Genomic DNA, 12,583 nt, shown 5'->3' with positions numbered 1-12,583 from the left:
CATTAGTCATCAGTCATCAGTCAAATGCAAAGGACAAATGACAAAAGACAAATGACAAATGACTAGTCAAAGTAGAAGAGGGTCACTACTTTTCTTTGTTCTTCTGCATCTTGACAAGTTTGCAACAGGGTGCGACTGTCGTGGAATGCAAAGCAGATCAGTTGCTGGCAACGAGAAACAATTTCCTTGTTGCACAGGTAACTAGCTTCAGCAAGGGACATATTATCATTACTGGGATTTTCCACTAGATGCATTACCTGTTCTAGTTGCTGGCGTGATTCCAAAGGCTGGCGTTCCAGGCTTTGGGGTAGAATCACCGTCAACAAATTTGCATCAGCTCGCGTTGCTCCCTTGATAGCTGCTGAATTTGTACCTGTAGCACCAGAAGTAATAATGCGATTACCCGATAAAACTAGGGCATATGTCATCATTTCAATAAGATTCTGATGCGTAATCGGAACGTGACGAGAACCCAGCAAGGCGATTCTTTTGGAACCCGTTTGCTGGATTGTCGCTAGTTCTTGCGCTAATGTATCGAGGTTAATAAGGTCTGTTGACTGGCTCAAAGATGGACATAATCCGAATTAAACGACCCAGATATTTTACCAAACAGCGTGTAGGTGCGAGGAAAACTTGAGTTAGACATTGCTACTAATTTTCGATTGTTTGGTTAAGTAACTCCATTACTTGGTGACAAAAGAACAGCACGCCGTCGCCTGGGAGGTGACAGCGAGCCGACTGTGCCTTCATCAGCAATACAGCCTCCTAACTGATAACTGAGCATTGATGCTCTCAATTATTTGAGTTAATGAGGTTAAGACAATGCTGCTGCGGGAGTTAAACCAAGTTTAGACAACAGGCGGTCAATGTCAAAATGCTCAGACATTAACTGGCGAATACAGTGAACCTTAATCGGCTCGTGGAGGCGGACTTGCCCAAAAGTGCGGTCAACAATTTCTACAGTAGTGAGAGTATCTAAGTCAACAGATAAAATGGGGATTTCTAGTTCTTCAGCGCGACTGAGAATGAACGGCGGCGGTGGTAGTTGCCCAGTGAGAATTAAACATTGGGTAGAAGTTTCCAAAGCTGCTTGCTGAATTTCAACGCGATCGCCTCCTGTTACCACTGCCATATTCCGGCGTTTTCGGAAATATTTCACAGCAGAATTGACATTCATCGCCCCAATTGCTAAACTCTCCACCAACAAATCTAAGCGATCGTTGCGGCAAAGAACATCAGCCTTTAACTGCTTCACCAGTTCGCCAACACTGACACTGCGGAGCAAATCGCTGTTTGGCAGCATTGCTAGCACCGGAATCCCCTGCTGTTCCAAAAAGGGACGCAAGAGAGTGTCAACTGCTTCTAGTTGGGTGACAGGAATATCATTGATCACAACTCCAAACAAGCGATCGCCTACACGCCCTTTAGCAGCCAATAGCGCCTCAACCGAAAGCAACGATTTATAGCGGGTTACTAGCAGCACACCAGCATCTAACACTTCAGCCATTTGCAGCAAAGACAAGTCAAACAAATTACCTTCGGAAAAATCACCAGGCCCCTCCAGTAACACCAAATCTCCTTGGGACATTTGCAAATATTGCTGTATTAGGGACTGCTGATAATCGGTTTTGTCTTCCCCTCGTAAGCGCTTTTGCACATTGAGTTCATCCAAAGCCAGCATTGTAGGTGCAACACGGTTTTCCGGCAAATTGAGGCTAAGAGCGATGAATTGGACATCTTCCTCAATTACGGTTCCACTAGAGGAATTCAGACACGTACCGAGCGGTTTACCGTAGGTAATATCCAGTCCTTTTTGCTGTAGCTGATGAGACAAACCCAGAACAGTTGCAGATTTACCGCTGTAAGTCTCGGTTGATCCAATCAGCAAATATTTAGGGGATTTTGGCACACATGCACTCCTAATTTCAAAAGTCAGAAGAACCCAGCTAGGTGTTTCCTAATTCTAGTTCCTTCTGGCAAAAGCCTCTCGCTCTCACAAATTAAGGTTTCCCAGAATTAGCTTCTGAATAAGCAGGAGTAAGCGAACTCCTTCGCACTGCGCTAGTTATTAGTGGGGGATTCAGAAGTCCTACAGTAAATACTTCTAAGTGTAGATGAATTGCTGATTAGGAAAGAGATAATTCTGAAAGACTTGATTTTATCTGACCAATTACTGACCAGGAGATTATTTAATGAGAACCAGAAAGCTAGGGAAACTTGGGTTAGAAGTTTCAACTATCGGACTTGGTTGCATGGGAATGTCTGAGTTTTATAGTGGTCGTGATGAAATTGAGGCGATCGCTACAATTCATCGAGCATTAGAATTAGGAGTTAATTTTCTTGATACTGCTGATATGTATGGGCCTTTTACTAATGAGCAACTAATAGGCAAAGCAATTAAAGATCGTCGAGATAAAGTAGTATTAGCAACCAAGTTTGGCAATGTCCGTACTGAAGATGGTGGTTGGAAAGGCATTAGTGGCAGACCAGAATATGTCCATCAAGCTTGCGATGCCTCATTAAAACGCCTGGGAGTGGAAGTGATTGACCTCTATTATCAACATCGGGTAGATCCAACCGTACCGATCGAAGATACTGTAGGAGCAATGGCAGAGTTAGTCAAGCTTGGAAAAGTTCGTCATTTGGGGCTTTCAGAGGCTGCTCCTGCGACGATTCGGCGAGCTGTGAGAGTTCACCCCATTACGGCACTCCAAACAGAATACTCTCTTTGGAGTCGAGAGCCAGAGGATGAGATTTTACCCACTGTGCGGGAATTAGGAATTGGGTTTGTTCCCTATAGCCCATTAGGAAGAGGGTTTTTATCAGGTGCAATCACCAGCCCTGATGATCTAGCACCTGATGACTATCGCAGAAATGCTCCTCGCTTTCAAGGCGAGAATTTTTATAAGAACCTACAATTAGTCGAGCAAGTCAAGGCAATTGCCACCGAAAAAGGAGTGACTTCTAGTCAACTTGCACTAGCATGGCTTTTGGCTCAGGGAGAAGATATTGTCCCAATTCCTGGTACAAAACGCCGTACTTACTTGGAGGAGAATGTTGCAGCTACCGAAATTAACCTGACTGAACAAGAGTTGAATCGGCTGGAAGCAGTTGCACCTAAAAATGTGGCCGCAGGTGAGCGCTACCCTGACATGAGTACTGTTAACCGTTGATCCATTAACGAAGCATTAGTAACAAGTCTACAAAAAAAGCTGCGATACCTTCGGTAAGCTTCGCTAACGCAGCTTTTTTTGATAACTTTAAAAAGTATTTAGGCTAGCGATCGCTTCAGTCAGATCCGAGAGTAGCGAAAACGAAGTCTGAGTAGCCGAAGCCAGCGTAACCACATTTGTGCAGGTTGTTCAAAGAACGTGAAAATATCACCGAAACCCAAATTAGTTTTGTGATGGTGCAACCAGTGCCTCTCAGGAGTAGTAATAAATAGAACTTGGCATAAAATATTGACAGGTTTTGAAGTTTGCCAACCTAGTACACTTATGTGTCTCCACCATACATGAAACTGACCTAGCAGTAATCCAGAAACAACGCCGATGGGAGAAAAAGACCACAAGACTACTGCTAAAAATACATAAGGCAAAGCTCCCAAGATACCATCTAAAAGAACCTGGGGATTAAAAGTCAAAATAGCGTAGTGGCGGAAGTCTTTCTTCCAGGAGTGGTGCGTTTTTAAATGTAGGCTACCAAAAACGTGCTCGGGTATGTGGTAAAAGAATGTAGATAGAAAATCGCCAAAAAACAATAATAACCAAGCAACAGCGATAGCCTCAAGCATTTGTACTCCTCAAGTTTAGTAAAAAAACTCCACAGAAAATATGCAAATTTTATGCTGTAGGCGTAGACACCTGATTTCCTACTTGCAACCATCATGTGTGCATTTCATAGGTCTACACTCCAGTTAATTTGGCTCAGAGTATATGTAATTGGGTGAGTTGCAGCTTCATAAATCTACAATCCTTAATGCAGTAAATAGCAACTCGTAAAAACCTCCAATTTGGCTTCTAGCTCTGGATTAATAGTAAAATTACATCTAAATCCCGATAGGGATACCGTATTTTACCACAGTTACTACATAATTTTCTTACTAATGCATACAGAGTAAGCAAAGGTTGAGTTAAAATTAGTACAAGTTTAGGTTAAGGTGTTCTTCAGTATTTTTAATACTAAATTGATTGCAATTAAGCTTTAAAAAATTTTTATCTGTTTCAGCATGAACAAAAAATGGGCTGTCAAGCGAATCACTATTAACCTGGCATCAAATGAAGCCAAGAACCTTGAAAAGTATTGTGAACAGACGGGCAGGACAGCAACTGATGTGATTCGAGAACTCATTCGAGCCTTGCCAGGGACGAAATGAAACTAGATTTACGAACCATTTAATACCTTGGTTCATTCTCAGATATAAGTATTAAAATTTAGTTGAATTGGAGGTGTTAAATTAGCTAGTGGTAATTTTTTGTAAAAATTGAGAGTTTGTCACTACAAGCAATTGTCTCGAAACCCAACTTTGGCACATTGCGGCTTGAACTCCGTCCGACTTGGCGCTCTCCTGGCGATCGCTCTTTGTATATTATGGATGATGGTAGGGTAAACATGTTTTAGATAGCAAATAGTTAAATCGGCGGTTAGAAACCGCTTCTACACAGGCAAAACCCACGGAGGTAGGTTTCAAACACTCAATTTTTCCTTAGTTCGCCTCCACGGACTACCCTGCGGTTGACGCTCCTTCTCTGCGAGACGCTACGCGAACGTCGCTACCGCTGCGCTAACGCTGAAAGCGTTCTCGTAAGATTAGTCGCAAAGCGTCTATGTTTGTGTAGCCGCGTTCGCGTCAGCGTGCCGGAGGCTCTATTCCATTTGCCCTGCTCTAAGTTGACACTAAAAATTCCTAAGTTTATACTGTGCTAGACCGACCTGTATCTGAACTCTTAAAACCTAGCAGGCGCTTACCTAATCAGCGCTGGCAAATCTATCCGCAGAAACCAGAATTTGCCCAAAAGCTGGCAGTTTTAATTGATATTTCACCGATTATCAGCCAGTTACTAATTAATCGGGGGATCGAAACACCAGAACAGGCACAAGCATTTTTAAATCCAGAGTCTTTAGTCTTACCTTCGCCGTTAGAGGATTTCCCAGATTTGGCAATTAGTTTGGAGTTGTTGCAAAATGCGATCGCCTCTCAAACAAAAATTGCTATTTGTGGTGACTATGATGCTGATGGGATGACCAGCACTGCTCTACTTTTGCGTAGTCTCCGCACTTTAGGCGCACAGGTAGATTATGCTATTCCCAGCCGGATGCACGAAGGCTACGGTATTAATAAACGCATAGTTGAAGAATTTCACAGCGAAGGCGTGGGATTAATTCTCACTGTAGACAATGGCATCTCTGCGTTTGAACCAGTTGCCAGAGCTAGAGAACTTGGTCTTGCAGTGATTATCACCGATCATCACGATATCCCCCAAAAATTACCACCAGCTAATGCTATCCTCAACCCCAAATTAATAGCTGAATCCTCACCTTATCGGGGTGTTGCTGGTGTTGGCGTTGCCTACATTTTGGCAGTCTCTCTAGCACAACAGCTAGGGGAGACTAAAGGCTTGATCCAGCCAATGCTAGCACTGTTTACACTAGGAACGATCGCAGATTTAGCTCCCTTAACTGGCGTGAATCGCCGTTGGGTAAAACGTGGTTTACAGCATTTACCCAAATCCAACTTAGCTGGGGTGCAGGCGTTGATTCAAGTAGGTGGCGTGCAGGCGAGGGGAGAGGGGGAGCAAGGGAGCAGGGGAGCAGGGGGAGCAGGGGAAGTAGGGGAGAAAAAAAACATCCCTAACTCCTCAAATACCAAATCACTGAAACCTGAAGATATCGGTTTTCGCTTGGGGCCACGAATTAATGCTATTGGTCGAATTGGTAATCCTCAGACTGTTATTGAATTGCTGACTACAGATGATATGGGGTTGGCGCTGGAAAGAGCAATGCAGTGCGAACAAATCAACGCCTCTCGCCAGCTAATGTGTGAGCAAATTGAACAAGAAGCGATCGCTTATGTAGAAACAGAATTTGTTACATCTCTACAACAAGATCGTGTATTAGTTGTTGTTCAACCTAATTGGCATCACGGCGTTATTGGGATTGTCGCTTCCCGATTGGTAGAACGTTACGGTGTTCCCGTGTTTATTGGTACTTATGAGGATGAGGAACACATACGCGGTTCTGCACGCTCGATTCCAGAGTTCCATGTGTTTGAAGCTCTGGAATCTTGTCACGATTTACTAGGGAAATTTGGCGGACACAAAGCAGCCGGGGGATTCTCTCTACCAGCAGAGAATTTGCAGATGTTGCGATCGCGTTTGATTGAATTTGCTAACCAGTGTCTTGAACCACAGCATCTCAAGCCTCTGCTCAAAATTGATGCTGAAGTCAACCTGAATCAAATTAATCAGCAGCTTTATCAACAGCTTAATGCTTTGCACCCCTGCGGTATGGATAATCCCGATCCAGTTTTTTGGACACCTAATGTTCAAGTGGTTGAGCAAAAAATCGTCGGGAAGGGTCACATTAAACTGACAATTGCCCAAACTATTGATAATCAGGAGTATAAAATTAAAGCGATCGCTTGGCGTTGGGGCGACTATTTTCGCTTACCACCGCGAGTGGATGTTGCTTACAAACTCCGAGAAAATTACTTTAACGGTAATACCACTATCGAGTTAGAGTTAATAGGTGCCAGGCTGCCAATTCAGCTTCAACAATTTTTTGCTTCGCCACCTACCCCGTCAAGCACCACCTTTGAGTACAATCAGCGAAAGTATACTTGTGGTTTCTATAAAAACGGTATTGAAGCAGAATTAAGAATTAAAAACTCTGAAGGTAAAGTCTTAGCTATGCAGCCAGGACATATAATCGGTTTACTGGGTACTAATCGTCAAAACGCCAAAGAAGTTGATATTTCTCAGCCACAGTATGACAATATTATTCAAGCTGCCCTTAAAGCGTTAAAAGTTAGGAGTTAGGAGTTTTTAATTAACTTATCACTTGTGACTGTGATACTGTGAGTGCTGATTTATGAGTTATGAGTTGAGATATAAAATTTAATTCCTCACTCCTGACTCCTAACTCTCAATCAGCACTCAGAACTCTTATAGGTTGCCGTTGCGAAATGCCAGCAAAAAGATTACCACTGGCCCAGCAATCACGATTAGCGCCACGGACAGCAATTGGAAAATAACTTCCCAATTGATACCACTAAAAGCGTTAAACAAGTCAGATACAGCGTCAAACATTTTCCTTTTCTCCTCCCAATTGCCTTAAAAAATTCAATAACTTAATCACAAAACCCGCAATCGATCATATCTGGCCAGGGCCTGTTAGATTTAATTTACTTAACAAAATTATAAGAAAATACATAAAAACGTAAAATAGGGGGATTGGGAAAATTTTTCTCAATACCTAATCCCCAATACCTAATCCCTAATTTAAAATGGCAACTTGGCAATGTGTAAAACAATGTGGAGCCTGCTGCAATCTTGATCCAGCAGAGCGTCCAGATTTAGATGAGTATCTCTCTCCACCAGAACTAGAAATCTACCTCAGCATGGTAGGCGAAGATGGATGGTGCGTTAATTTCGACCAGATCACGCGAGAATGTAGCATCTACTCAGATCGTCCTCGTTTCTGCCGTGTGGAATCAGAAGTATTTCAAGATATGTATGGGGTTGAACCAGAAGAAGTTAACGATTTTGCCATTGACTGCTGTCGCCAACAAATAGAAGGAGTATACGGCGATCGCAGTCTGGAAATACTACGCTTCAATAAAGCTGTTGGGCTATAAGGAGGATGCAAAGACATTATGTAGTTGCAATTTATTACAACAATCTGAGAATATGATAGAAATATGAAAACATCTAGCAACCAAAACTACTGCCCGTGAAACTTGATTCTGCTCCTTTGGAGATTTATGGCATATCTCAAACTAAGATCGAGGTAGAACTGAAAGACAGCACTGATTTTAACTTAACTCCTGCGATCGCTCAGGCAATTGAGCCTGTAGTTGCCGATAGTCCTCAAAAGCAGCAATCACCGATAGTAGTTTTTGGTACAACTTTTGTAACCATTTTTTTAGCAGAAATTGGAGATAAAACTCAGCTTTCCACTCTGTTAATGAGTGCAGAATCTCATTCGCCGTGGGTGGTATTTATCGGATCTGCGGCTGCACTGATAACCACCAGCTTATTAGGTGTGCTTTTAGGTAGTTGGATAGCCACTCGACTCAGCCCAAAAACTGTAGAAAAATCAGCAGGCGTGATGTTGTTGGTGATTTCCCTAATGCTGTTTTGGAATGTATTTCAAGGTTAGTTAGAAGTTAGGAGTTAGGAGTTAGAAATATTAAATTTTTCCCTGCTCCCCCTGCTCCCCCTGCTCCCCCTGCTCCCTCACTTCCCCCTAATAATATGGATTGGCATCTCTTAGGATTGAGCTTTATTACAGTATTTTTATCAGAATTAGGTGACAAAAGTCAGCTAGCAGCGATCGCACTTTCAGGGCGTTGTAATTCTCCGCGTGCAGTATTTTTTGGCGCAGCAGGCGCACTGCTATTAACAAGCCTATTGGGAGCATTAGCAGGGGGTGCAGTAGCGGAATTATTACCTACACGTATGTTAAAAGCGATCGCTGCTGTGGGATTTGCCATCCTCGCTGCACGCCTGCTGTTATTTAACAATGAACCATCGACAGATTCTGAAAAAACACCATAAAAAGAAATCAGGAGTTAGAGTTCAGAATTCAGAATACTTTATTGCTTCATGGATGGAGTTTCAACAAAGAAAAAATAAAAATGTTTAAATTTTGTTTTACTCAAATTCATCCTGTTAGCGAATAGCTAAGGTTTAGCCCATTCTGACTCCTGAGTTCTGAATTATCCTTTACAAAACTTCCCAACCAGTTCCTTTGTAACCGTATTGAAAAATTTCTGGATGTAAGATTTCTGCCAAAATTTCTAAAGAATCTACCAATCGAGGCCCTGGACGATTGAAATAAGAATTGCCATCAGTGATATACACCCTACCAGCTTTGGTAGCGTGCAGTTTTTCCCACTCTGAACGTTGAGTTAACAAATTAGCTTCTTGGCGAGTGCGATTCAAATCAAAGCCACAAGGCATAAAGACAATTATATCTGGATCAGTTGCTAATAGTGTTTCCCACTGTAAGACAGGAGAATGCTGACCTGTAGTGCAAAATAGAGACTGTCCTCCAGCTAAGTTAACTAATTCAGGAATCCAATTTGCGGCGGCCATTAAAGGATCAGTCCACTCGATACAGGCGACAGTCGGCTGTTCATTTAAAGAAAGCCCTTGGACTTTTTGCTGACAAATTCTGACGCGAGCTTCTAAGTTTTCTAACACTTTAACCGAGTCTACCTCAAAAGCGTTGCCGACTCGTTCAATGTCAGCCCAAACATCTTGGAGAATATTAGGTTGTAAAGAAATAATCTGGGGTTTACTATCAATTAGTGTAGCAACTGCCTTTTCAACATCGTGTAAGCTGACAGCACAAACATCGCACTGGTCTTGAGTGAGAATGTGGGTAGGCTGCAATTTCTCTAAAACATCTGTTTTGATTTGATAAATACTGAGAGCAGATTGCAATAAATTGTTCACTTCATCATGAATTTCGCTGCTGGAGGCACTGGAGTCTAAGCGTGCTTCGGTACAAATGGGGCGATTGTGAATTTCTGGAGGGTAATCGCATTCGTGCGATCGCCCCACAATAGCATCAACCAAGCCTAGTTTCGCTAAAATCTCTGTTCCACCGGGAATCAGGGAAACAATTCTTACATTACTATTTGTCATCGCTCCACCTCCACAAAACCTGCTGTCATTCCAATTTTTGCAAAATTTGAGTGATTATGCATCTTTCTCTAGGAGAATCAAGCGTGTTTTGGTAGCCAGCACTAGGCAAAAAATTCAACTGAGTGTTAAGTATTAGTTAAGTATTGGGAAGAGTCTTTCTTAGTCCCTAGACCAAAATTTAAAATACTGTAATACTTGGTAGTAGAATTACTTGATAGTAGAATTATTGTAAATGCTAATTATACCCTGGCAAAAACCACCGGAATGAATTAACAGAAACGATGAACAAAATTTAGTTTAAAACTTGTTATCCAGAATAAGAAGTTTTGATGATAAAAATTATGCTTTCCGGTTATTAAAAACCATATCAAGTAATTGTAGTTATACAAAGGCGGTTCTAATTTTTCTGTAGAACTGCAAGGCAAAATTATTTCTTCTTGAGGTCAACTAATGCAGGTGGTGTCAGCTAAAGATATTACAGAGCACAACCAGTCCCAAGAGGCTTTACAAATCAAAGAAAATCGTCGGCGAAAACAAAGTCAGACACTGGTGCAGCTGGCAAGAAGCAAGACGTTTCAGCAAGGTGATCTCAACGCGGCCTTAAGGGAAATCACAGAAACTGCTGCTCGGACGCTTTTAGTAAAGCGAGTCGGGGTGTGGTTATATAATGAAGAACGTTCAAAAATTGAATGCATCAATTTATATGATGTAAATACCAAGCAGCATAGCTTTGGTAACTCGTTTTTTAAAAAAAATTATCCAGTTTATTTCCAGACTTTAGAAGAAGAATGTACCATTGCCGTAGATGATGCCATAAACGATATAAGAACCCAAGAATTATCTGAGTCTTATCTTTCTGTTTTGGGGATCACATCCTTGCTGGATGCACCAATTTGGCTAGATGGTCGTTTGGTGGGCGTAGTGTGTAACGAACACATAGGCGAAGGTCGCCAATGGACTTTGGAGGAAGAGACTTTTGCTGGCTCGATTGCAGATTTGGTGACGCTGGCTATAGAAGCAAGTGAGCGAAACGTCATACAGGAAGCACTACGACAGAGTGAGGCGCAATTCCGGGCGATTTTTGAGTGTTCCTCTATTGGCATTGGACTTATAGATATGAAAGCGCAGATAGTCGATACTAATCTGGCACTGTGTAAGATTTTAGGATATGGCCGAGAAGAGCTATACGGCAAACGCTTTACAAATTACACTTTGACACAAAGGGGGGATTTCAAACTTTACAAACAATTGATATCAGGAATTTACACAGATTTAAAGAGAACTTCTAGGGTAGGTTTCCATCCCTCCAAACATCAGGAACCGTTTGTCGAAAGACATCGCATTGAGATGGAAAGACGCTGTTTGCATCAAAACGGTAGCTTAGTTTGGACTCATATCTCTGTTTCTGTTATACCAGGCAGTAATGGTGAGCCTGAGTTTTTTCTAGCCATGATTGAGGACATTACCGAACGTAAGCAGACAGAGTTGAAACTTCGTGCCTCTCAAGAAGCAGCAGAAGCCGCCAGTTTGGCAAAAAGTGAATTTTTAGCAACCATGAGCCATGAGTTGCGGACACCTCTGAATGCAATTATGGGTTTGTCCCAGTTGCTACAACAACAAATAGTTGGTTCTCTCAATGAAAAGCAGAACGAATATGTAAGTTGTATATATAGTAGCGGTGAACACTTACTGGCACTGATTAATGATGTCCTTGACTTATCTAAGGTAGAAGCAGGCAAGGAGGAACTGTTACTCTCACCTTTGTCAGTGTCAGATTTATGTAATTATGCCATATGGACAGTGCGCGATCGCGCCTTAGAAAAGGGATTACAACTCACCTGTGAAATTGCTATAGAAGAAGATATTTGTATTGCTGATGAGCGACGCATTAAGCAAATGCTACTTAACCTGCTCACCAATGCCATTAAATTCACCCCAGCAGGTCAGGTATCGTTGGTAGTCAAAAAAGTATTGTCAGGTATAACATTTACAGTTTCAGATACTGGAATTGGTATAGACTCAAATCAGTTTCAATTTCTATTTGAACCATTTAAACAGCTTGACAGTCGGTTAAATCGGCAGTATGAAGGCACTGGTTTAGGTTTAGCCTTAACACGCAAATTAGCGCGTTTGCATGGTGGAGATGTTACCGTTACATCCACTTTGGGAAAGGGTAGTCAGTTCACTGTGTTTTTACCAAATCCAGTGTATCCAGGAGAAGAGGAGAGTGGAAGAGAAAATAATCATTCTTTCTCCCCATCCTTTTCTAATTCCAAGACTAAACGCATTCTGCTCGTGGAAGGAGAGGAAAAGACTGGCATCCTGCTGCAAGATTATCTTCAGGCAATTGGCTACCAAGTCACGTGGATAGATAATGGAAACGACTTTTTAAAGCAGGTGCAAAACCTACAGCCAGATTTAGTTTTTTTAAATTTACACTTAGTAGGGGATGTTAGCAAATGGAATTTACTAAACATCCTTAGACATGAGCCTTCTTGCAAAAATTTGCAAATTGTTATTATTAGCTCTACTGAACCTACAGAGCAGGAAATTACTATGCTTCCAGGAAGTGCAAATGACTACCTCATCAAGCCAATTCGGGTAGTCCAATTAGAGTCAATATTGATGCGATATTTGAGTGACAGCGATTTTAAGCTCAACGAAACACCAATTTAGAAGCAAGCCTTCGCATTTATATTGCCTTTTAAAAT

Annotated in this window: 13 protein-coding genes; 8 read left to right on the top strand and 5 right to left on the bottom strand. The window is 42.0% G+C overall.

Going from position 1 to position 12,583, the window contains the following annotated elements:
• Positions 1 to 62: 62 nt before the first annotated feature.
• Complete coding sequence (locus tag H6G26_RS04475; protein WP_190728106.1) at positions 63 to 566, bottom strand: DNA recombination-mediator protein A; 504 nt, start codon at positions 564 to 566, stop codon at positions 63 to 65.
• A gap of 248 nt (positions 567 to 814) precedes the next feature.
• Positions 815 to 1,909 (bottom strand): phosphotransacetylase family protein, encoded by a 1,095-nt coding sequence (locus H6G26_RS04470; protein ID WP_190728105.1) that lies wholly within the window; start codon positions 1,907 to 1,909, stop codon positions 815 to 817.
• 283 nt (positions 1,910 to 2,192) lie between these two features.
• On the opposite strand from H6G26_RS04470, the gene H6G26_RS04465 reads away from it, so the two are divergent.
• On the top strand, positions 2,193 to 3,173 hold the full coding sequence (locus tag H6G26_RS04465) for an aldo/keto reductase (protein WP_190728104.1): 981 nt from the start codon (positions 2,193 to 2,195) through the stop codon (positions 3,171 to 3,173).
• A 119-nt stretch (positions 3,174 to 3,292) separates the two neighbouring features.
• Here the strand turns inward: H6G26_RS04465 and H6G26_RS04460 are convergent, their stop codons facing one another.
• Positions 3,293 to 3,793 carry a fatty acid hydroxylase gene (locus H6G26_RS04460; protein ID WP_190728103.1) on the bottom strand — a complete coding sequence of 167 codons (501 nt, stop codon included), beginning with the start codon at positions 3,791 to 3,793 and terminating at the stop codon, positions 3,293 to 3,295.
• A gap of 435 nt (positions 3,794 to 4,228) precedes the next feature.
• Here H6G26_RS04460 and H6G26_RS04455 point away from each other — a divergent pair, with 435 nt between their 5' ends.
• The 3 genes from H6G26_RS04455 (at position 4,229) to H6G26_RS04450 (ending at position 7,037) form a co-directional block, all read left to right on the top strand.
• Positions 4,229 to 4,375 carry a ribbon-helix-helix protein, CopG family gene (locus tag H6G26_RS04455; protein WP_190728102.1) on the top strand — a complete coding sequence of 49 codons (147 nt, stop codon included), beginning with the start codon at positions 4,229 to 4,231 and terminating at the stop codon, positions 4,373 to 4,375.
• 116 nt (positions 4,376 to 4,491) lie between these two features.
• Positions 4,492 to 4,620: a hypothetical protein gene (locus H6G26_RS43700; RefSeq protein ID WP_277883761.1), complete on the top strand. Its 129-nt coding sequence runs from the start codon at positions 4,492 to 4,494 to the stop codon at positions 4,618 to 4,620.
• Positions 4,621 to 4,919: 299 nt separating this feature from the next.
• Positions 4,920 to 7,037: a DHH family phosphoesterase gene (locus H6G26_RS04450; RefSeq protein ID WP_190728101.1), complete on the top strand. Its 2,118-nt coding sequence runs from the start codon at positions 4,920 to 4,922 to the stop codon at positions 7,035 to 7,037.
• A gap of 126 nt (positions 7,038 to 7,163) precedes the next feature.
• On the opposite strand, the gene H6G26_RS04445 is transcribed toward H6G26_RS04450, so the two are convergent.
• A complete protein-coding gene (locus H6G26_RS04445; RefSeq protein WP_190728100.1) occupies positions 7,164 to 7,307 on the bottom strand; it encodes a photosystem II reaction center protein Ycf12 in 144 nt (47 codons plus the stop codon).
• A 197-nt stretch (positions 7,308 to 7,504) separates the two neighbouring features.
• Between H6G26_RS04445 and H6G26_RS04440 the strand changes: the two genes are divergently transcribed.
• The 3 genes from H6G26_RS04440 (at position 7,505) to H6G26_RS04430 (ending at position 8,777) form a co-directional block, all read left to right on the top strand.
• The gene (locus H6G26_RS04440) at positions 7,505 to 7,855 is read left to right on the top strand and encodes a YkgJ family cysteine cluster protein (protein WP_190728099.1); all 351 of its coding nucleotides are present in this window, start codon (positions 7,505 to 7,507) and stop codon (positions 7,853 to 7,855) included.
• 95 nt (positions 7,856 to 7,950) lie between these two features.
• Entirely contained in the window at positions 7,951 to 8,379 is a 429-nt protein-coding gene (locus H6G26_RS04435; RefSeq protein ID WP_190728098.1) for a TMEM165/GDT1 family protein, read from the top strand.
• 95 nt (positions 8,380 to 8,474) lie between these two features.
• On the top strand, positions 8,475 to 8,777 hold the full coding sequence (locus tag H6G26_RS04430) for a TMEM165/GDT1 family protein (RefSeq protein ID WP_190728097.1): 303 nt from the start codon (positions 8,475 to 8,477) through the stop codon (positions 8,775 to 8,777).
• Between the two features lie 168 nt (positions 8,778 to 8,945).
• Here the strand turns inward: H6G26_RS04430 and H6G26_RS04425 are convergent, their stop codons facing one another.
• Positions 8,946 to 9,872, bottom strand: a complete 927-nt coding sequence (locus tag H6G26_RS04425; protein ID WP_190728096.1) for a cobalamin-binding protein — start codon at positions 9,870 to 9,872, stop codon at positions 8,946 to 8,948.
• A gap of 450 nt (positions 9,873 to 10,322) precedes the next feature.
• Between H6G26_RS04425 and H6G26_RS04420 the strand changes: the two genes are divergently transcribed.
• A complete protein-coding gene (locus H6G26_RS04420; protein ID WP_190728095.1) occupies positions 10,323 to 12,548 on the top strand; it encodes a GAF domain-containing hybrid sensor histidine kinase/response regulator in 2,226 nt (741 codons plus the stop codon).
• Positions 12,549 to 12,583 lie beyond the last annotated feature (35 nt).

The organism is Nostoc sp. FACHB-888, assembly GCF_014696655.1.
Classification (GTDB): Bacteria; Cyanobacteriota; Cyanobacteriia; order Cyanobacteriales; family Nostocaceae; genus Nostoc.
Note: the sequence above shows the minus strand (reverse complement) of the source record. Positions and strands in the feature narration are given on the sequence as shown.